At 65.6% G+C, this 19,881-nt stretch carries 15 protein-coding genes; 14 read left to right on the top strand and 1 reads right to left on the bottom strand.

Features of this window, described 5'->3' with window-relative positions:
- Nucleotides 1-138: 138 nt before the first annotated feature.
- From rplJ to AC1RUS_RS21810, 10 genes are all read left to right on the top strand, one after another.
- Complete coding sequence (gene rplJ, locus AC1RUS_RS21765) at nucleotides 139-657, top strand: 50S ribosomal protein L10 (protein WP_492918713.1); 519 nt, start codon at nucleotides 139-141, stop codon at nucleotides 655-657.
- Nucleotides 658-702: 45 nt separating this feature from the next.
- Complete coding sequence (gene rplL, locus AC1RUS_RS21770; RefSeq protein ID WP_492918714.1) at nucleotides 703-1,083, top strand: 50S ribosomal protein L7/L12; 381 nt, start codon at nucleotides 703-705, stop codon at nucleotides 1,081-1,083.
- A 152-nt stretch (nucleotides 1,084-1,235) separates the two neighbouring features.
- Nucleotides 1,236-1,394, top strand: a complete 159-nt coding sequence (locus tag AC1RUS_RS21775; protein WP_492918715.1) for a hypothetical protein — start codon at nucleotides 1,236-1,238, stop codon at nucleotides 1,392-1,394.
- A 115-nt stretch (nucleotides 1,395-1,509) separates the two neighbouring features.
- Nucleotides 1,510-2,574 (top strand): sensor histidine kinase, encoded by a 1,065-nt coding sequence (locus AC1RUS_RS21780; protein ID WP_492918716.1) that lies wholly within the window; start codon nucleotides 1,510-1,512, stop codon nucleotides 2,572-2,574.
- Nucleotides 2,571-2,945: a response regulator gene (locus tag AC1RUS_RS21785; protein WP_492918717.1), complete on the top strand. Its 375-nt coding sequence runs from the start codon at nucleotides 2,571-2,573 to the stop codon at nucleotides 2,943-2,945. Before AC1RUS_RS21780 ends, AC1RUS_RS21785 begins: the two co-directional genes overlap by 4 nt.
- 14 nt (nucleotides 2,946-2,959) lie before the next feature.
- Complete coding sequence (locus AC1RUS_RS21790; RefSeq protein WP_492918718.1) at nucleotides 2,960-3,994, top strand: WD40/YVTN/BNR-like repeat-containing protein; 1,035 nt, start codon at nucleotides 2,960-2,962, stop codon at nucleotides 3,992-3,994.
- A 316-nt stretch (nucleotides 3,995-4,310) separates the two neighbouring features.
- Entirely contained in the window at nucleotides 4,311-8,381 is a 4,071-nt protein-coding gene (gene rpoB / locus AC1RUS_RS21795) for a DNA-directed RNA polymerase subunit beta (protein ID WP_492918719.1), read from the top strand.
- A gap of 144 nt (nucleotides 8,382-8,525) precedes the next feature.
- Nucleotides 8,526-12,716 (top strand): DNA-directed RNA polymerase subunit beta', encoded by a 4,191-nt coding sequence (gene rpoC, locus AC1RUS_RS21800; protein WP_492918720.1) that lies wholly within the window; start codon nucleotides 8,526-8,528, stop codon nucleotides 12,714-12,716.
- 171 nt (nucleotides 12,717-12,887) lie between these two features.
- A complete protein-coding gene (locus AC1RUS_RS21805) occupies nucleotides 12,888-13,703 on the top strand; it encodes a class I SAM-dependent methyltransferase (protein ID WP_492918721.1) in 816 nt (271 codons plus the stop codon).
- 98 nt (nucleotides 13,704-13,801) lie between these two features.
- Nucleotides 13,802-15,598, top strand: a complete 1,797-nt coding sequence (locus tag AC1RUS_RS21810; RefSeq protein WP_492918722.1) for a methyl-accepting chemotaxis protein — start codon at nucleotides 13,802-13,804, stop codon at nucleotides 15,596-15,598.
- 6 nt (nucleotides 15,599-15,604) lie between these two features.
- Here AC1RUS_RS21810 and AC1RUS_RS21815 read toward each other — a convergent pair whose 3' ends face one another.
- Entirely contained in the window at nucleotides 15,605-16,369 is a 765-nt protein-coding gene (locus tag AC1RUS_RS21815) for a hypothetical protein (protein WP_492918723.1), read from the bottom strand.
- Between the two features lie 335 nt (nucleotides 16,370-16,704).
- On the opposite strand from AC1RUS_RS21815, the gene rpsL reads away from it, so the two are divergent.
- From rpsL to AC1RUS_RS21835, 4 genes are all read left to right on the top strand, one after another.
- Nucleotides 16,705-17,076: a 30S ribosomal protein S12 gene (rpsL, locus tag AC1RUS_RS21820; RefSeq protein WP_058350131.1), complete on the top strand. Its 372-nt coding sequence runs from the start codon at nucleotides 16,705-16,707 to the stop codon at nucleotides 17,074-17,076.
- Nucleotides 17,077-17,087: 11 nt separating this feature from the next.
- Entirely contained in the window at nucleotides 17,088-17,561 is a 474-nt protein-coding gene (gene rpsG, locus AC1RUS_RS21825) for a 30S ribosomal protein S7 (RefSeq protein WP_007661568.1), read from the top strand.
- Nucleotides 17,562-17,666: 105 nt separating this feature from the next.
- A complete protein-coding gene (fusA, locus tag AC1RUS_RS21830; protein WP_492918724.1) occupies nucleotides 17,667-19,745 on the top strand; it encodes an elongation factor G in 2,079 nt (692 codons plus the stop codon).
- Between the two features lie 59 nt (nucleotides 19,746-19,804).
- A partial coding sequence (locus AC1RUS_RS21835; protein WP_007443273.1) for a hypothetical protein occupies nucleotides 19,805-19,881 on the top strand: 77 nt, incomplete at its 3' end.

The following is a 19,881-nucleotide window of genomic DNA, read 5'->3' on the forward strand; positions in this document are numbered from 1 at the left end:
CCTCCTGCAACGGATGGGACGCGCGGCTGACTTTCCTTGGAACAGGCTGATGTCACTCGCATGCGGGAGCGATCCCGCACGTTCGTGGCGTTTGGCTGCCGGAATGGTCCGGCCGCTGTAATTGAGTAGGAGACCGCAATGGACCGCGCTCAAAAGCAGGAGTCGATCGAGGCGCTGAAAAGCGTGTTCGCCGGCGCCGGCGCTGTCGTCGTGACCCACTATTCGGGCATGACCGTTGCGGAAATGACTGAACTTCGTGCTCGCCTCCGCAAGGAAGACGGCACGTTCCAGGTGGTGAAGAACACCCTGGTCCAGAAGGCTCTGGACGGCTCGATCGGCGAAAAGGGCGATGCCCTGTTCACCGGCCCGGTCGCCATCGCTTTCGGCAAGGATCCTGTCTCCGCCGCCAAGATCGTTACCCAGTACGCCAAGGAAAACGACAAGCTGAAGCTCGTCGGCGGCATCCTGGGCCAGACGACGGTTCTGGACGAAAACGCGGTGCGGGCTCTCGCCACGCTGCCGTCGCTCGACCAGATCCGTGGCAAGCTCATCGGCCTCATCCAGGCTCCGGCGACCAAGATCGCTGGCGTCCTGCAGGCCCCGGCTGGCCAACTGGCGCGCGTCTTCAACGCTTATGCGACCAAAGACGCCGCGTAACCGGTCATCTCCGCGTACATCCCTCATTCGTTATAGGAACTGAACATGTCCAAGCTCGAAAAGCTGGTTGAAGAACTGTCCACCCTGTCGGTCCTGGAAGCCGCTGAGCTCTCCAAGCTGCTGGAAGAAAAGTGGGGCGTCTCGGCCGCCGCTCCGGTCGCCGTCGCCGGCCCCGCCGCCGCCGCTGCTCCGGCTGAAGCCGCCGAAGAACAAACCGAATTCACCGTCGTCCTGACGGACGGTGGCGACAAGAAGATCAACGTGATCAAGGAAGTCCGCGGCGTCCGTCCGGACCTCGGCCTGAAGGAAGCCAAGGACCTGGTCGAAGGCGCTCCGCAGAACGTCGTCGAAAACGTCTCGAAGGCTCAAGCCGACGAAGTCGCCAAGAAGCTGACCGAAGCCGGCGCCAAGGTCACCGTGAAGTAAGAATTCCACTCGCTTCGGCGATTGGAGTTTTCCCCGGCCTCGGCCTGGGGATCACGACCTAAAGAGCGGCCCTGGAGGGAAACCTCCGGGGCCGTTTTCTTTTGGGCGGGCCTGGCGAGGCAACCGACCGCCACGCGCCGCGTTTCCCCGACATGCTCAAGCTCGCCGGCGTCCTGCTCGTTCTGATGATCATCTTCGGCGTCCTCGGCTTCGTCGTCGACGTGGCCGGCGGCCTGGCCAAGATCGCCTTCTTCATCTGCCTGATCGGGGCGGGCGTGTCCTTGGTCGCCAAGGCGGTCCGCAAGACCTGACGCCAAGCCGGGGGCGGCGAGGCCGGCCTGTCTCGACCATCGTCCGTTGCGAACGGACCGGCTTTGTCGCACGGTCGACACTCGCGCTTGGTGGGGGCGCGGGGGAGTGTCGTCGATGACGATCTGGGACTGGCTGATGAACCCTTCGGGGCTCACGCCTCATGGCTTCTGCCTGAGCTGGGCGCCGGGCCTGGTGGCGACCCACGTGATCGCCGACGGCATCATCGGCCTGGCCTATTTCTCGATCCCGCTGGCCATCGCTTCGTTCATCAAGCGCCGGTCCGACCTGCAGTACGGATGGGTGGCCTATCTGTTCGTCGGCTTCATCCTGGCCTGCGGCACCACCCACCTGTGGGCCATCGTCACGCTGTGGTACCCGGCCTATGGCGTCGAGGGCGTGATCAAGGCGATCACGGCGGTGCTGTCGATCGCCACCGCCGGCCTTCTGTGGCTGCTGATCCCCAAGGCGGTCGCCCTGCCGTCGGCCGCGTCGCTGGAACGGCTGGTCGCCGCCCGCACGGCCGAGCTGGAGACCGTCAACGCCCAGCTGGTCCAGGCCCTGAGCGAGCGCACCAAGGCCCTCGCCCAGCGCGACCTGCTGCTGCGCGAGGTCTATCACCGGGTGAAGAACAACCTGCAGATCATCGACGGCATGCTGGTGATGCAGGCCCGGCGATTGCCCGATCCCGACGCCAAGCAGGCTCTGGCGGCGATGCGGAGCCGAGTCTTCGCCCTGGGCCTGGTTCATCACCAGCTGATGGAATCGCATGACCTTGAGACCTTCGACATCGCGCCGTTCCTGGAGGAGCTGTCGCGGAACGTTCTGCAGAGCGGCGGCGCGCCTGAGGTCAGTCTTTCGGTGCGCGCCGCGCCGCTGACCGTGGGGCTGGACCTCGGCATTCCGCTGGGCCTGATCGTCACCGAGCTGGTCACCAACGCGCTCAAGCACGCCTTTCCGGACGGCCGGGGTGAGATCGAAGTGGTGCTGGAGCGCGGCGCCGACGGCTGGATCACCTTGGTGGTGGCCGACAACGGCAAGGGCTTCGACGCCGACGCCGGGGCCTCGCTCGGTTCGACCATCATCGCCGGCCTCGTTCGGCAGCTGGACGGGACAATCGCCACGAACCGTGAGAACGGTGTGCGGACCGAGATACGAGCGCCGGGACCCGCGTCGACATGAGCGAACTGCAAAACACCGTGCTGGTCGTCGACGACGAATTCCTGATCGCCGAGGGGCTGTGCCTGCAGGTCGAGGACATGGGCCTGCAGGTCTGCGCCACGGCGGCGACGGCCGACGACGCTATCGCTCTCACCCGCCAGCATCGTCCGGCCGTGGTGCTGATGGACATGCGGCTGCGCGGCCAGAAGGACGGCGTCGACGCGGCCCTGACCATCCATCACGACGTCGGCTCCAAGGTGATCTTCATCACCGGCTCGCGCGAGCAGGCCACGATCGACCGCATCGCGCTGGATCATCCGGCCGGTGTGCTGTTCAAGCCGGTCTCGGATCGTCAGCTGCGCGCCGCCATCGAGACGGCGCTGGCGCTGTAGGGCGGTCAATCGGCATGCGATCTCCAGTTTCCAATCGTCGGGAGATGCTGGCCGGAACGGTCGCGGCCCTGGCCTCGCCCGCGCTGGCGCTCGGCGGCGGTCATGTCGAATTGCTCGCGCCTGGCGCGGACAGCGAGTTGCGTGGTCTGTCTATGTTCAAGCGCGGCTTCTGGGCCTCCGGGTCGAAGGGCGTGCTCTATCGTTGCGAGGGGCGCGCGCTGACGGTGTCGCGACCAAGCGGGGCCGAGGCGCTCGACTTTCGCGGTCTGCACGCCTTTAGCGCCGACCATGTGCTGGCGATGAGCGCCGGGCCGGGCGGCGCCTCGCAGCTGTGGCGGACCCGCAATGGCGGCCGCGACTGGACCCTGGCCATGACCAACCAGGATCCCGAAGGGTTCTGGGATGCTCTGGTCTTCGCGCCGGACCAGCGCTCGGGCTTCATCCTGGGTGATCCGACCGAAGGACGCTTCACCCTGCTCGTCACCCGGGATGGCGGTGCGCGCTGGACACGGGCGCCCGAGACGGCCCTGCCGCTGGCGGCCAAGGACGAGGCGGCGTTCGCGGCCAGCAACGGATGCCTGGCGCTGGGGCCCAAGGGGCGGGCGGCGTTCTGCACCGGCGGCGCGGGCCGGGCGCGGGTCTATCTGTCACGAGACGGCGCCCGCCAGCTGTTCAAGGTGTTCGAGGCGCCGATCCCGGCCGATGCGCCCACACGCGGAGCCTTCGCCCTGGCCTTCGGACCGCGGGGCGAGCTCTGGGTGTGCGGCGGCGACTACAAGGACCCGACCGCGTCAGGCGTGAACCTGGCGCGACTGGCGCCCAGCGGCGATGCGTTCGAGGCGGTCGACGCGCCGGCGGGCTACCTGTCGGGGATCGCCGCCGTTGGTGACACGGTGCTGGCCACCGGCTTGGCGGGCACGATCGTCAGTCGCGACGGCGGCCCCTTCGAGCGGGTCTCCGCCCAGCCGTTCAACGTCGCGCGCCTGAGCGGGCCCAAGTCCGGCGTGCTGGCAGGGCCAAAGGGCTCGATCGGGCTGTGGTCGGCGTGAGGACGCGACACGGTTGAGCGGGCAGGGGAAGGTTTTGTTGATAAACCCCCTTTCCATCGCCGTTCCGTTGGCCTATATCCGCCCGTTCACGAAGACATTTCGGCGGAACGCGCACGCGCGTGTCTGCATCTAACGCCCCGAGGCGCGGTCAGCCGCCCTCCGATCTGCGCGAAGGGGCGCCCGTCAGGCTTCCGATCCCGGTCGCCCGACAGGGGAATTCCAGTGTCCAGCGTTCCCTCCAGGAGGGAACGGCGAGGGTGGACGCTAAGGCATTCGAAATTCACGCGCGGAGTCCGTCCGCGCCCAGGGAAAAAACATGGCGCAATCCTTCACCGGCAAGAAGCGGATCCGGAAGTCTTTCGGCCGCATCCCCGAAGCTGTGCAGATGCCGAACCTGATCGAGGTTCAGCGCTCTTCCTATGAGCAGTTCCTTCAGCGCGAGGTCCGTCCGGGCCAACGCCGCGACGAAGGCATCGAGGCGGTCTTCAAGTCCGTCTTCCCGATCAAGGACTTCAATGAACGCGCGGTGCTCGAATACGTCTCGTACGAATTCGAAGAGCCCAAGTACGACGTCGAAGAGTGCATCCAGCGCGACATGACCTTCGCGGCGCCGCTGAAGGTCAAGCTGCGCCTGATCGTGTTCGAAACGGAAGAAGAAACCGGCGCCCGGTCCGTCAAGGACATCAAGGAGCAGGACGTCTACATGGGCGACATCCCGCTCATGACCGACAAGGGCACCTTCATCGTCAACGGCACCGAGCGCGTCATCGTCTCGCAGATGCACCGTTCGCCGGGCGTGTTCTTCGACCACGACAAGGGCAAGACCCACGCCTCGGGCAAGCTGCTGTTCGCCGCCCGCGTCATTCCCTATCGCGGCTCGTGGCTGGACTTCGAGTTCGACGCCAAGGACGTGGTCTATGTCCGCATCGACCGTCGCCGCAAGCTGCCGGCCACGACCTTCCTCTATGCCCTGGGCATGGACGGCGAAGAGATCCTGACGACGTTCTACGACGTCGTCCCGTTCGAGAAGCGCGGCGACGGCTGGGCCACCCCGTACAAGCCCGAGCGCTGGCGCGGCGTGAAGCCGGAAGTCGCCCTGGTCGACGCCGACACCGGTGAGGAAGTCGCCCCGGCCGGCACGAAGATCACCGCCCGCCAGGCCAAGAAGCTGGCCGACAACGGTCTGAAGACCCTGCTGCTGGCTCCGGAAGCCCTGACCGGCCGCTACCTAGCCCGCGACGCCGTCAACTTCGAGAACGGCGAGATCTACGCCGAGGCCGGCGACGAGCTGGACGTCACCTCGATCCAGGCCCTGGCCGACCAAGGTTTCAGCACCATCGACGTGCTGGACATCGACCACGTCACGGTCGGCGCCTACATGCGCAACACCCTGCGCGTGGACAAGAACGCCGTCCGCGAAGACGCGCTGTTCGACATCTATCGCGTCATGCGTCCGGGCGAGCCGCCGACCGTCGAAGCCGCCGAAGCGATGTTCAAGTCGCTGTTCTTCGACGCCGAGCGCTACGACCTGTCGGCCGTGGGCCGCGTGAAGATGAACATGCGCCTGGAGCTGGACGCTTCGGACGAGATGCGCGTGCTCCGCAAGGAAGACGTGCTGGCCGTCCTGAAGCTGCTGGTCGGCCTGCGCGACGGTCGCGGCGAAATCGACGACATCGACAACCTGGGCAACCGTCGCGTTCGCTCGGTCGGTGAGCTGCTGGAAAACCAGTACCGCGTCGGCCTGCTGCGCATGGAACGCGCCATCAAGGAACGCATGTCGTCCGTCGATATCGATACCGTGATGCCGCACGACCTGATCAACGCCAAGCCGGCCGCGGCCTCGGTGCGTGAATTCTTCGGCTCCTCGCAGCTGTCGCAGTTCATGGACCAGACCAACCCGCTGTCGGAGATCACCCACAAGCGCCGTCTCTCGGCGCTTGGCCCGGGCGGTCTGACCCGCGAGCGCGCCGGCTTCGAAGTCCGCGACGTTCACCCGACCCACTACGGCCGCATCTGCCCGATTGAAACGCCGGAAGGCCCGAACATCGGTCTGATCAACTCGTTGGCCACGCACGCGCGCGTCAACAAGTACGGCTTCATCGAGAGCCCCTACCGTCGCGTCGCCGACGGCAAGCCGCTCGACGAGGTCGTCTACATGTCGGCCATGGAAGAGTCGAAGCACGTCATCGCGCAATCGAACATCAAGGTCGCCAACGGCGAGATCGTCGAGGACCTGGTCCCCGGCCGGATCAACGGCGAACCCACCCTGCTCCAGAAGGAACAGGTGGACCTGATGGACGTGTCGCCGCGCCAAGTCGTGTCGGTGGCCGCGGCCCTGATCCCCTTCCTTGAAAACGACGACGCCAACCGCGCCCTCATGGGCTCGAACATGCAACGTCAGGCCGTGCCGCTGGTGCAGTCCGACGCGCCGCTGGTCGGCACCGGCATGGAAGCCGTGGTCGCCCGCGACTCCGGCGCCGTGGTCGTGGCCAAGCGCACCGGCGTGGTCGAGCAGATCGACGGTACCCGTATCGTCGTCCGCGCCACGGAAGAGACCGACAGCGCCCGTTCGGGCGTCGATATCTACCGTCTGTCGAAGTTCCAGCGTTCGAACCAGTCGACCTGCATCAACCAGCGCCCGCTGGTGAAGGTGGGCGACAAGATCAGCGCCGGCGACATCATCGCCGACGGTCCGTCGACCGAGCTGGGCGAACTGGCCCTGGGCCGCAACGCGCTCGTCGCGTTCATGCCCTGGAACGGCTACAACTTCGAAGACTCGATCCTGATCTCCGAACGCATCGTCCGTGACGACGTCTTCACCTCGATCCACATCGAGGAATTCGAAGTCATGGCCCGCGACACGAAGCTGGGTCCGGAAGAAATCACCCGCGACATCCCGAACGTCGGCGAGGAAGCCCTGCGCAACCTCGACGAAGCCGGCATCGTGGCGATCGGCGCCGAAGTCCAGCCGGGCGACATCCTGGTCGGCAAGGTCACGCCGAAGGGCGAAAGCCCGATGACGCCGGAAGAAAAGCTGCTGCGCGCCATTTTCGGTGAAAAGGCTTCGGACGTTCGCGACACCAGCCTGCGGCTGCCCCCGGGCGTCGCCGGCACGATCGTCGACGTGCGCGTGTTCAACCGTCACGGCGTCGACAAGGACGAACGCGCCCTGGCCATCGAACGCGCCGAGATCGACCGTCTGGGCAAGGACCGCGACGACGAATTCGCGATCCTGAACCGCAACATCTCGGGTCGCCTGCGCGAACTGCTGATCGGCAACGTCGCTCTGTCGGGCCCCAAGGGCCTGTCGCGCGGCGCGATCACCGCCGAGGGCCTGGCTGAAGTCCAGCCCGGCCTGTGGTGGCAGATCGCCCTCGAGGACGAGAAGGCGATGGGCGAACTGGAAAGCCTGCGTCGTCTGTTCGACGAGAACCGCAAGCGTCTGGACCGTCGCTTCGAAGACAAGGTCGACAAGCTGCAGCGCGGCGACGAACTGCCCCCGGGCGTGATGAAGATGGTCAAGGTCTTCGTGGCCGTGAAGCGCAAGCTTCAGCCCGGCGACAAGATGGCCGGCCGTCACGGCAACAAGGGCGTCATCTCGCGCATCCTGCCGATCGAGGACATGCCGTTCCTCGCCGACGGCACGCACGTCGACGTCGTTCTGAACCCGCTGGGCGTGCCTTCGCGCATGAACGTCGGCCAGATCTTCGAAACCCACCTGGGCTGGGCCTGCGCCAATCTCGGCAAGCAGATCACCGCCCTTCTGGAAGACTGGCAGGCCGGCGGTCAGAAGCAGGCCCTGGTCGAGCGTCTGACCGACATCTACGGCCCGGACGAGGAACTGCCGGACACCGAGGAAGGCCTGATCGAACTGGCCAAGAACCTCGGCAAGGGCGTTCCAATCGCCACCCCGGTCTTCGACGGCGCGCGCATGAGCGATATCGAGGACCACCTCGAAATGGCCGGCGTGAACCGCTCGGGTCAGTCGATCCTGTTCGACGGCCAGACCGGCGATCAGTTCAAGCGTCCGGTCACGGTCGGCTACATCTACATGCTGAAGCTGCACCACCTGGTCGACGACAAGATCCACGCCCGTTCGATCGGTCCGTACTCGCTCGTCACGCAACAGCCGCTGGGTGGTAAGGCCCAGTTCGGCGGTCAGCGCTTCGGGGAAATGGAAGTGTGGGCTCTGGAAGCCTACGGCGCGGCCTACACCCTGCAGGAAATGCTGACGGTGAAGTCCGACGACGTGGCCGGCCGGACCAAGGTCTACGAGTCGATCGTCCGCGGCGACGACACGTTCGAAGCCGGTATCCCGGAAAGCTTCAACGTGCTGGTCAAGGAAATGCGCTCGCTCGGCCTGAACGTGGAACTCGAGAACTCATAAACGCGGTGCGGTGAAATCCTCGTCCTTCGACTGAGCTCAGGATGAGGATTTCACCAGCGTCGCAGTAGCCCTCATCCTGAGCTTGTCTAAGGACGGGGCGGTATCTCAAGAATTTTCGCGGGAAGTCCCGCAGAAGGAACCAAGATGAACCAGGAAGTCCTGAACATCTTCAATCCGGTCCAGGCCGCTCCGACCTTCGACCAGATCCGCATTTCGCTGGCCTCGCCGGAAAAGATCCGCTCGTGGTCGTTCGGTGAGATCAAGAAGCCGGAAACCATCAACTACCGCACGTTCAAGCCCGAGCGTGACGGCCTGTTCTGCGCCCGTATCTTTGGCCCGACCAAGGACTACGAATGCCTGTGCGGCAAGTACAAGCGCATGAAGTACAAGGGCATCATCTGCGAAAAGTGCGGTGTTGAAGTCACCCTGGCCCGCGTCCGTCGCGAGCGCATGGGCCACATCGAACTGGCCTCGCCGGTCGCCCACATCTGGTTCCTGAAGTCGCTGCCGTCGCGTATCGCCATGATGCTCGACATGCCGCTGAAGGACATCGAGCGCGTCCTGTACTTCGAATACTACATCGTCACCGAGCCGGGCCTGACCCCGCTGAAGCAGCACCAGCTGCTGTCGGAAGACGACTACATGCGCGCCCAGGAAGAGTACGGCGACGACAGCTTCACCGCCGAGATCGGCGCCGAGGCCGTCCAGAACCTGCTCAAGGCGATCGACCTCGACAAGGAAGCCGAGAAGCTTCGCGAAGAGCTGGCCGGCAACCCGTCGGACATGAAGCAGAAGAAGTTCTCCAAGCGCCTGAAGATCCTCGAGGCGTTCTCGGAGTCCGGCAACCGTCCCGAGTGGATGGTCCTGACGGTGGTTCCGGTCATCCCGCCGGAACTGCGTCCGCTGGTGCCGCTGGACGGCGGCCGCTTCGCCACGTCCGACCTGAACGACCTCTATCGCCGGGTCATCAACCGCAACAACCGCCTCAAGCGCCTGATCGAGCTGCGCGCGCCCGACATCATCATCCGCAACGAAAAGCGGATGCTGCAGGAGTCGGTCGACGCCCTGTTCGACAACGGCCGTCGCGGTCGCGTCATCACCGGCGCCAACAAGCGTCCGCTGAAGTCGCTGGCCGACATGCTGAAGGGCAAGCAAGGCCGCTTCCGTCAGAACCTGCTCGGCAAGCGGGTCGACTATTCGGGCCGTTCGGTCATCGTCGTGGGTCCGGACCTGAAGCTGCACGAGTGCGGCCTGCCCAAGAAGATGGCTCTGGAGCTGTTCAAGCCGTTCATCTACGCGCGCCTGGACGCCAAGGGCCTGTCGGGCACCGTCAAGCAGTCCAAGCGCATGGTCGAGCGCGAACAGCCCCAGGTGTGGGACATCCTCGAAGAGGTGATCCGCGAGCACCCGGTCCTGCTGAACCGCGCGCCGACGCTTCACCGTCTGGGCATCCAGGCGTTCGAGCCCAAGCTGATCGAGGGCAAGGCCATCCAGCTGCACCCGCTGGTCTGCGCCGCCTTCAACGCCGACTTCGACGGCGACCAGATGGCCGTTCACGTCCCGCTGAGCCTCGAGGCCCAGCTGGAAGCGCGCGTCCTGATGATGTCGACCAACAACATCCTGTCGCCCGCCAACGGTCGCCCGATCATCGTGCCGTCGCAGGACATCGTCCTGGGTCTGTACTACCTGTCGGTCGCCCGCGACGGCGAGCCGGGTGAAGGCAAGATCTTCGCCGACCTCGGCGAAATCGAAGCCGCCATGGACGCCGGCGTCGTCAGCCTGCACGCCAAGATCAAGTCGCGCTTCACGGAAATGGACGCCGACGGCGTCATCCGTCGTCGCGTGATCGACACCACGCCGGGCCGGATGAAGATCGCCGCCCTGCTGCCGCGTCACACCGCGATCGGTCACCGACTGATCGAGAAGGCCCTGACCAAGAAGGAAATCGGCAACCTGATCGACGTCGTCTACCGCCACTGCGGTCAGAAGGCGACGGTGATCTTCGCCGACCAGATCATGGGCCTGGGCTTCAAGGAAGCGGCCAAGGCCGGCATCTCCTTCGGCAAGGACGACATCATCATCCCGAAGCGGAAGGAGGCGATCGTCGCCGAAACCCGCACCCTGGCTGAAGAGTACGAGCAACAGTACGCCGACGGCCTGATCACCAAGGGTGAAAAGTACAACAAGGTCGTTGACGCCTGGGCCAAGGCCACCGACCGCGTCGCCGACGAGATGATGGCCGAGCTTCAGATGAAGCATAAGGACGAGAACGGCCGCGAGAAGGAAATCAACGCCATCTACATGATGGCCCACTCCGGCGCTCGTGGTTCGCAAGCCCAGATGAAGCAGCTCGGCGGGATGCGCGGCCTGATGGCCAAGCCCTCCGGCGAGATCATCGAGACCCCGATCGTCTCGAACTTCAAGGAAGGCCTGACCGTTCAGGAATACTTCAACTCGACCCACGGCGCTCGTAAGGGCCTCGCGGACACCGCGCTGAAGACCGCCAACTCGGGCTATCTGACCCGTCGTCTGGTCGACGTGGCGCAGGACTGCATCATCGTCGAGGAAGACTGCGGCACCACGCGGGGCATCACCCTGCGCGCCGTCGTCGAGGGCGGCGACGTCCTCGTCTCGCTGGGCACCCGCGTCCTGGGCCGCTTCTCGGCCGAGGACATCAAGGACCCGGCGACCGGCGAATTGGTCGTTCCCGCCGACACCTATCTCGACGAGAACATGGCCGACGCCATCGAAGCCGCTGCGGTGCAGTCGGTGAAGGTGCGCTCGGTCCTGACCTGCGAAGCCAAGATCGGCGTCTGCGGCGCCTGCTACGGCCGCGACCTGGCCCGTGGTACGCCGGTGAACATCGGTGAAGCGGTCGGTGTCATCGCCGCCCAATCCATCGGCGAGCCCGGCACCCAGCTGACGATGCGGACCTTCCACATCGGCGGCACCGCCCAGGTGGCCGAGCAGTCGTTCTTCGAAAGCAGCAACGACGGTACGGTCCGCGTCACCGGCGCGACCGTTGTCGGTTCGGACGGCCAGCTGGTCGTCATGAGCCGCAACACCGCCGTCAGCGTCCTGGTCGAAGGCAAGGAACGCGAGAACTACAAGCCGCCGTACGGCGCGCGCCTGAAGATCAAGGACGGCGATAAGGTCAAGCGCGGCCAGCGCCTGGCCGATTGGGACCCCTACACCACCCCGATCATCACCGAAGTCGCCGGTCGCATCCGCGCCGAAGACCTGGTGGACGGCTTCTCCGTCCGCGAGGAAACCGACGAAGCCACCGGCATCGCGCAACGCGTGATCGCCGACTGGCGGACCTCGGCCCGCGCGTCGGACCTGCGTCCGGCCATGGGCGTGCTGGGTGAAGACGGCGCCTATGTCCGTCTCGCCAACGGCGGCGAGGCTCGCTACCTGATGTCGGTCGGCGCCATTCTCTCGGTGGCCGACGGCGACATGGTCAAGCCGGGCGAAGTCATCGCGCGGATCCCGACCGAAGGCGCCAAGACCCGGGACATCACCGGTGGTCTGCCGCGCGTCGCCGAACTCTTCGAAGCCCGCCGTCCCAAGGACTGCGCGGTCATCGCGGAAATGGACGGCCGTGTCGAATTCGGCAAGGACTACAAGAACAAGCGCCGGATCAAGATCACGCCGGAAATCGACGCCGACGGCAACCAGCCCGAAGCGGTCGAATTCCTGATCCCGAAGGGCAAGCACATCGCGGTGCACGATGGCGATTTCATCGCGCGCGGCGAGTACATCATCGACGGCAACCCGGATCCGCACGACATCCTGCGCATCCTGGGCGTCGAAGCCCTGGCCAACTTCCTCGTGGACGAAATCCAGGAGGTCTATCGACTGCAGGGCGTGCCGATCAACGACAAGCACATCGAGACGATCGTTCGTCAGATGCTGCAAAAGGTCGAGATCCTCGAGCCCGGCGACACCGGCCTGATCAAGGGCGATCACCTCGATAAGCCCGAGTTCTACGTCGAACAGGACAAGGCCATCGCTCGCGGCGGCCGCCCTGCCACGACCCAGCCGGTGCTGCTCGGCATCACCAAGGCCTCGCTGCAAACCAAGAGCTTCATCTCGGCCGCGTCGTTCCAGGAAACGACCCGCGTCCTGACCGAAGCCTCGGTGCACGGCAAGACCGACACCCTGGAAGGCCTGAAGGAAAACGTCATCGTGGGTCGCCTGATCCCCGCGGGTACGGGTTCCTACCTGCGCAGCCTGCAGCGCGTCGCCGCCAAGCGCGACGAGCAGCTGGCCCAGCAGCGCGAAGATGCGATGGAGCCTCTGCCCGAGGCCATCGCCCTCGCCGACGCCGAATAGGCTTTGACGACCTGAACTGACGGAAAGGCCCGGGAGCGATCCCGGGCCTTTTTCGTTGCGCGATCGGTGCTCGCCGTCCGACGATGTTCCCGGCTGGAAAAAAGTCGCAACGTCCGGGAACCCTTTCCGGGGTTCCGCATTGGCTCCCCGGGCGTTCAATCGGGAGTGAAGATGGGTCTGACCTCGGACCATGTGGCCAAGCTCCGCGAGCTGGTGGCCAACGCCGACCAAATGTCCGAGACGGAGCTGCTCGGCAAAGCTCTGATGAACAGCGTCAAGTGGCGCACTCGGCTGTGGGTCAACACCCTGGCGAACGAAAACCTGCTGGTGCGGTCCGGTCCCTTCAAGGGCATGGACTATGTGGTCAACGCCGCCGAGGGCGCGCTGCTGCCCAGGCTGTTGGGCGTCTATGAGCGCGAGCTGCACCCCGATCTGATGGCCTTCGCCGAGGCGGGGCTGGATCACGTGATCGATATCGGCTGCGCCGAGGGCTACTACGCCGTCGGCCTGGCGCGCTTGATGCCGGGCGCGGTGATCAACGCCTACGACATCGACGAGACCGCCCGCCGGCGTTGCGGCCTGCTGGCCGAGGCCAATGGCGTCGCCGACCAGGTCATCGTGCGCGGCGAGTTTCGCGGCGAGGACTTCGAGACCTTTAGGGACAAGGGTCGCGTGCTGGTGTTCATCGACGCCGAAGGCTTCGAGGACGATCTCCTGCGGCCCGACCTCTATCCGGCCCTCGCCGGCTTCAACCTCGTGGTCGAGACCCATCCGGACCATCGCGCGGGCGTCACCGAGCGGGTGATGGAGCGGTTCGCCGCCACCCACGACATCCGGCGGCTGGACCCCAGCATCGAGAAGGCGGATTTGCCCGATCAGCTGACCGGCCGCAGCCACCTGGACATGATGCTGGCGTGCTGGGAGTGGCGGGCTGGACCGACCCCGTGGCTGGTCATGAGGCCAAAGGCGCCCAATTCGGCGGCTTAAGGTCGCGGTTTCATTATAAAGCCGTGTTCTTTCAAGATATTAAGTCTTGGTTCACGAGCGTTAGGCATGTGGGAGGTCTCGGCTTCTCCACGGATCCCATGCGCTCGGACATTTCCACCAAGGTCAGCCTGACCATCGCCGCCGCCTTCCTGGTCCTGACCGTCGCGGTCCTGGCCATCGTCGCCAGCGGTTCGCTCGGCTTCGCCAAGCAGCAGGCCAAGGCCCAGCAGGAATCCAGCATGCGGGTGGCGTGGGACGTCATCGGCCAGCGCGGCCAGGTCTTCCATCGCGACGGCGACAAGCTGCTGGTCGGCGACCACGCCCTGAACGGCGACTTCGACGGCGTCGATCGGGTCAAGGCCCTGGTCGGCGGCACGGCCACCGTGTTCATGGGCGACACGCGCATCACAACCAATGTCACCAAGCCTGACGGCAGCCGCGCGGTCGGCACGCCCCTGGCCAAGGGCAAGGTCTATGACGCGGTGCTGGGACGCGGCGAGCCCTATCGCGGCGAGGCCAAGATCCTGGGGCGGCCGTTCTTCGTGGCCTATGACCCGATCAAGGACGCCAGCGGCCAGGTGATCGGCATCCTCTATGTCGGCGTGCCGCAGGCCGACTACTTCCAGCCGGTCTACAAGCAGTTGGGTTTCCTGGCGGCCGCGTGCCTGCTGCTGGGCGCGGCCGGGGCCGCGGCTTCGGTGCTGATGGCGCGCGGCCAGCTGAAGCCCCTGTCGACGCTGCGCGACGCCATGAGCAAGCTGATGGCCGGCGACCTGACGGTCAGCCTGCCCTTCGCCGGTCGCCGCGACGACATCGGCCTGATGGCCGACGCCGTCCACGCCTTCCGCGACGACGCGCGCGAGAAGCAGAACATCCAGGCCGAGGCCCAGGCCCGCGACGGCCGCGAGCAATCCGAGCGCCTGGCCGCCCAGGACCGCGACGCCCGCCAGGCCGCCGCCCAGGATCTAGTCGTCTCCAGCCTGGCCGAGGGCCTGGGCCGTCTGTCCGACGGCGACCTGACCGTGCGCCTCAACACGCCGTTCGCGACCGACTACGAAGGCCTGCGCGCCGACTTCAACCAGACCGTGGCCCGCCTGCAGGAGGCCATGGGCGCGGTGATCGACGCCGTCGGCGGCCTCAACGCCGGGGCCGGCGGCATCGCTCACGAAGCCGGCGACCTGTCGCGCCGCACCGAGCAGCAGGCCGCCTCCCTGGAAGAGACCGCCGCGGCGCTCGACGAGATCACCGCCACGGTCCGTCGCACCGCCGACGGCGCGCGCGGCGCCCGCGAGGCCGTCCGCGAGGCCCAGGCCGAAGCCGACCGCTCGCGCCGCGTGGTCAGCGAGACCATCGACGCGATCAACGGCGTCGAGACCTCGGCCGCCCAGGTGGCCCAGATCATCGGGGTGATCGACGAGATCGCCTTCCAGACCAACCTCCTGGCCCTGAACGCCGGCGTCGAGGCGGCGCGGGCGGGCGAGGCGGGCAGGGGCTTTGCAGTCGTGGCGCAGGAAGTGCGGGCCCTGGCCCAGCGCTCGGCCGAGGCCGCCAAGGAGATCAAGACCCACATCGGCGACTCCACCCGTCAGGTCGAGGCCGGCGTCCTGCTGGTCGGCCGCACGGGCGAGGCGCTGCAGAAGATCGCCGCCCAGGTGGCGTCCATCGACGGCATCGTCTCGGAGATCGCCGCCAGCGCCCAGGAACAGGCGGCCGGCCTCAGCCAGGTCAACACCGCCGTCAACCAGATGGACCAGGGCACGCAGCAGAACGCGGCCATGGTCAACCGCTCGGCCGACGCCAGCCGCACGCTAGTCTCGCAGGCCAACGGTCTGGCCGACATGGTCGGACGCTTCCAGGTCGGCGCGCCGTCAGCGAGCGCGCGCCGGGTTGCCTAGACCGGGTCAGCGCTGCTCGGAGTCCCGCTTGGCCTTCTTGCGCTTGGCCTCGACCTCCTGGGCCTTGCCGATCAGATAGAGCTCCTGGCCGACCTCGGACCTGGAGCGGCCCAGACCGTCCTGCTCCAGTCCGCCGACGAAGGGGATGGCCTTGGCCTGGCCAGGTCCTCCATGGTCGCGATGATCGACGCCGGGGCCCATGGGCGCGGTCTTGTAAGCGCGATAGGCCTCCTGCTGTAGCGCCTGGCGCCGGAAGTCGCGGCCCGCTTCGACGCTGACCGGCGCGTTGGCGTAGACCGGCGCGGTCCGCGCCGCCTCGCCCCAGCGCTCATGGCACTTCTCGATCTCGCGACGGTTCAGACCCACGGCCAGTGCGTTGGCGCAGCCGACGCCGCTGCCGCGCAGGGCCGCCTTCAGGTCGCCCTTGGGACCTTCCGGGAGAGGCGCGGGGTGCGGCGCGGTCCCCGCCGAGGCCGACGGGGCGATTCTCAGCGGCGCGACGGTCGAGGGCGGAACCAGGCGCGGCGCGCGCGGCTGGATCGTCGACGGCGCGGCCGCGATCGATCCGGCGGACGGAGCCGGGGCCTGGGCGATTGGCCGCCGGGGCCGCTCCAGCGTGACCGTCAGGGCGTCCTCGTCATTGGAGCGATCCGGGAAGGTCTCGATGTGCGGCAGCGCCAGCAGGGCCAGCACCACGCCGTGTGCGGCCAGCGACGCGGCGGTGACGGCGGTTCGTCTCGAAAGGCGCGGGCGCGCCGTTGACAGGGTCACCAGGAACTCGACAAAAGAGGGATCGCATCGCCAGCCTCTCGACCGGAAGTGGCGAAAGCGTGGCCTTTAAGGCGCCGTTAACCGACGCAAACACCGTCGTTGACGCGGATCGACTTCGCGAGTAAATACCGCGCTCTTTTCAAGGCGGGTCTTGCGCCCGTTCTGATAGACGCCCGTCGCCTACCGACGGTTAGCCCGCCGGAACGCTTTCCGCGTCCCGGCGAGTTTCGTGTTTATCGGGTCTCCAAGCGGAGCCTTGAAAGCCGGAAGAAAAATGACAAGGACCTGAAGCGCCCCGGCCGAAAGGCACACGCTTCCATCAGAGCAGAGACTTAATGCCTACCGTCAACCAGCTCATCCGTAAGCCGCGCTCTCCGAAGCCGGTCCGGAACAAGGTGCCCGCCCTGAAGGGCTGCCCCCAACGTCGCGGCGTTTGCACCCGCGTCTACACGACGACCCCGAAGAAGCCGAACTCGGCGCTTCGTAAGGTCGCCAAGGTCCGTCTGACCACCGGCATCGAAGCCGTTTGCTACATCCCGGGCGAAGGCCACAACCTGCAGGAGCACTCGGTGGTGCTCATCCGCGGCGGCCGCGTCAAGGATTTGCCCGGCGTCCGCTATCACATCCTGCGCGGCGTCCTCGACACCCAAGGTGTCAAGGATCGTAAGCAGCGTCGTTCGCTCTACGGCGCCAAGCGTCCGAAGTAAGGAAAAGAAGAATGTCCCGCCGCCGTCGCGCCGAGAAACGCCAAGTCCTGCCGGATCCCAAGTTTGGAGATCTGATTGTCACGAAGTTCATGAACTACGTGATGTACGAGGGCAAAAAAGCCGTCGCCGAAAACATCATCTATGGTGCTTTCGACATCCTGGAAAACAAGCGCAAGGACCAAGGTCCGCTTGAGACCTTCCACTCCGCCCTGGACAACGTCGCCCCGGCGATCGAAGTCCGGTCGCGTCGCGTCGGCGGCGCCACCTATCAGGTGCCGGTGGAAGTCCGTCCGGACCGTCGTCGCGCCCTGGCCATCCGCTGGCTGGTGACCGCTGCGCGCAAGCGCGGCGAGAACACCATGACCGAGAAGCTGGCCGGTGAACTGCTCGATGCTTCCAACAACCGCGGCACCGCGGTGAAGAAGCGCGAAGACACCCACAAGATGGCTGAAGCCAACCGGGCGTTCTCGCACTACCGCTGGTAACCTTTCTTACCAGCACTCTTTCAGGCGCGGGCGGTTTGCGATAAACCGCCCGCGCCGCACGTTTAAATGTCCCTGCCTCACGGCAGCGCTACGCAGAGCTCCATCATGGCCCGCCAGCATAAAATCGAAGACTACCGTAACTTCGGCATCATGGCGCACATCGACGCCGGTAAGACCACGACGACCGAGCGGATCCTGTATTACACGGGTAAGTCGCACAAGATCGGCGAAGTCCACGATGGCGCGGCCACCATGGACTGGATGGAGCAGGAGCAAGAGCGCGGCATCACCATCACGTCGGCCGCGACGACCGCCTTCTGGAACGGCAAGCGCCTGAACATCATCGACACCCCCGGGCACGTCGACTTCACCATCGAAGTCGAGCGCTCGCTGCGCGTTCTCGACGGCGCCGTGACGGTGCTGGACGGCAACGCCGGTGTCGAGCCGCAGACGGAAACCGTCTGGCGCCAGGCCGACAAGTACAAGGTTCCGCGGATCGTGTTCGTCAACAAGATGGACAAGATCGGCGCCGACTTCGACAAGTCGGTCGAGTCAATCCGCGATCGTCTGGGCGCGAAGGCCGTTCCGATCCAATTTCCGATCGGCGCCGAGTCGAACCTGACCGGCCTGGTGGACCTGGTCCGCATGAAGGCCGTCATCTGGGACAACGACGCCCTGGGCGCGAACTTCCGTGACGAAGAAATCCCCGCCGACCTGATGGACAAGGCCGTGGAGGCCCGCGCCTATCTGGTCGAGAACGCCGTCGAAATGGACGACGACGCGATGGAAGCCTATCTGGGCGGCGAAGAGCCCTCGGAAGAGGTCATCAAGAAGTGCCTGCGCAAGGCCGTTCTGACCGGCGCCTTCTATCCGATCCTCTGCGGCTCGGCCTTCAAGAACAAGGGCGTGCAGACGCTCCTGGACGCCGTCGTCGACTACCTGCCGTCGCCTTTGGACATCCCGCCGACCAAGGGCATCGACTTCAAGACCGAAGAAGAAGTGGTCCGCAACGCTTCGGACGAAGAGCCCCTGTCGGTTCTGGCGTTCAAGATCATGGACGACCCCTTCGTCGGTTCGCTGACCTTCTGTCGCATCTATTCGGGCAAGCTGGAAACCGGCATGGGCCTGCTGAACGCCACGCGCGACAAGCGCGAGCGCGTCGGCCGCATGCTGCTCATGCACTCCAACAACCGCGAAGACATCAAGGAAGCCTATGCCGGCGACATCGTCGCCCTGGCCGGCCTGAAGGAAACCCGCACGGGTGACACCCTCTGCGATCCGCTGAAGTCGCCGGTCATCCTGGAGCGCATGGAATTCCCGGCTCCGGTTATCGAAATCGCCGTCGAACCCAAGTCGAAGGCCGACCAGGAAAAGCTGGGCGTCGCCCTGCAGAAGCTGGCCGCCGAAGATCCGTCCTTCACCGTCTCGACCGACTTCGAAAGCGGCCAGACGATCCTGAAGGGCATGGGCGAACTGCACCTGGACATCAAGATCGACATCCTGAAGCGGACCTACAAGGTCGAAGCCAACATCGGCGCGCCGCAGGTGGCCTATCGCGAAAGCCTGGGTAAGAAGGTCGACATCGACTACACCCACAAGAAGCAGACCGGTGGTACGGGCCAATTCGCCCGCGTCATGATCACCTTCGAGCCGGGCGAAGCCGGTTCGGGCTTCATCTTCGAAAACGCCATCGTCGGCGGCGCGGTGCCCAAGGAATACATCCCGGGCGTCCAGAAGGGCCTGGAGTCCGTCAAGGACAACGGTCTGCTGGCCGGCTTCCCGCTGATCGACTTCAAGGCGACCCTGACGGACGGCAAGTTCCACGACGTCGACTCGTCGGTCCTGGCCTTCGAAATCGCCTCGCGCGCCGCCTTCAAGGAGCTGCGCGAAAAGGGCGCTCCGAAGCTGCTCGAGCCGATCATGAAGGTCGAGGTCGTGACCCCGGAAGAGTATCTGGGTTCGGTCATCGGCGATCTGAACAGCCGTCGCGGCATGATCCAGGGTCAAGACATGCGCGGCAACGCGACGGTCGTGAACGCCTTCGTCCCGCTGGCCAACATGTTCGGCTACGTGAACACCCTGCGGGGCATGTCGCAAGGCCGCGCCCAGTTCAGCATGGTCTACGATCACTACGAGCCGGTGCCGCAACACGTCGCCGACGAAGTGATCAAGAAGTACGCCTAACTACACCCCAGATCTTCCCATTAATTTGAGGCCCCTCTGGGGTCCTAAGGTAGAGAAAAATGGCCAAGGAAAAGTTCGAACGCACTAAGCCGCACTGCAACATCGGCACGATTGGTCACGTTGACCACGGCAAGAC

This window comes from Caulobacter sp. GW821-FHT10F06, assembly GCF_058809215.1.

Coding starts and splice junctions, on each gene's coding strand:
- AC1RUS_RS21775 (WP_492918715.1), top strand. CDS start 1,236: ATGCTCAAGCTCGCCGGCGTCCTGCTCGTTCTGATGATCATCTTCGGC.
- AC1RUS_RS21785 (WP_492918717.1), top strand. CDS start 2,571: ATGAGCGAACTGCAAAACACCGTGCTGGTCGTCGACGACGAATTCCTG.
- rpoC (WP_492918720.1), top strand. CDS start 8,526: ATGAACCAGGAAGTCCTGAACATCTTCAATCCGGTCCAGGCCGCTCCG.
- fusA (WP_492918724.1), top strand. CDS start 17,667: ATGGCCCGCCAGCATAAAATCGAAGACTACCGTAACTTCGGCATCATG.
- AC1RUS_RS21780 (WP_492918716.1), top strand. CDS start 1,510: ATGACGATCTGGGACTGGCTGATGAACCCTTCGGGGCTCACGCCTCAT.
- rpoB (WP_492918719.1), top strand. CDS start 4,311: ATGGCGCAATCCTTCACCGGCAAGAAGCGGATCCGGAAGTCTTTCGGC.
- AC1RUS_RS21790 (WP_492918718.1), top strand. CDS start 2,960: ATGCGATCTCCAGTTTCCAATCGTCGGGAGATGCTGGCCGGAACGGTC.
- rpsL (WP_058350131.1), top strand. CDS start 16,705: ATGCCTACCGTCAACCAGCTCATCCGTAAGCCGCGCTCTCCGAAGCCG.
- rplL (WP_492918714.1), top strand. CDS start 703: ATGTCCAAGCTCGAAAAGCTGGTTGAAGAACTGTCCACCCTGTCGGTC.
- AC1RUS_RS21805 (WP_492918721.1), top strand. CDS start 12,888: ATGGGTCTGACCTCGGACCATGTGGCCAAGCTCCGCGAGCTGGTGGCC.
- rpsG (WP_007661568.1), top strand. CDS start 17,088: ATGTCCCGCCGCCGTCGCGCCGAGAAACGCCAAGTCCTGCCGGATCCC.
- AC1RUS_RS21810 (WP_492918722.1), top strand. CDS start 13,802: ATGCGCTCGGACATTTCCACCAAGGTCAGCCTGACCATCGCCGCCGCC.
- rplJ (WP_492918713.1), top strand. CDS start 139: ATGGACCGCGCTCAAAAGCAGGAGTCGATCGAGGCGCTGAAAAGCGTG.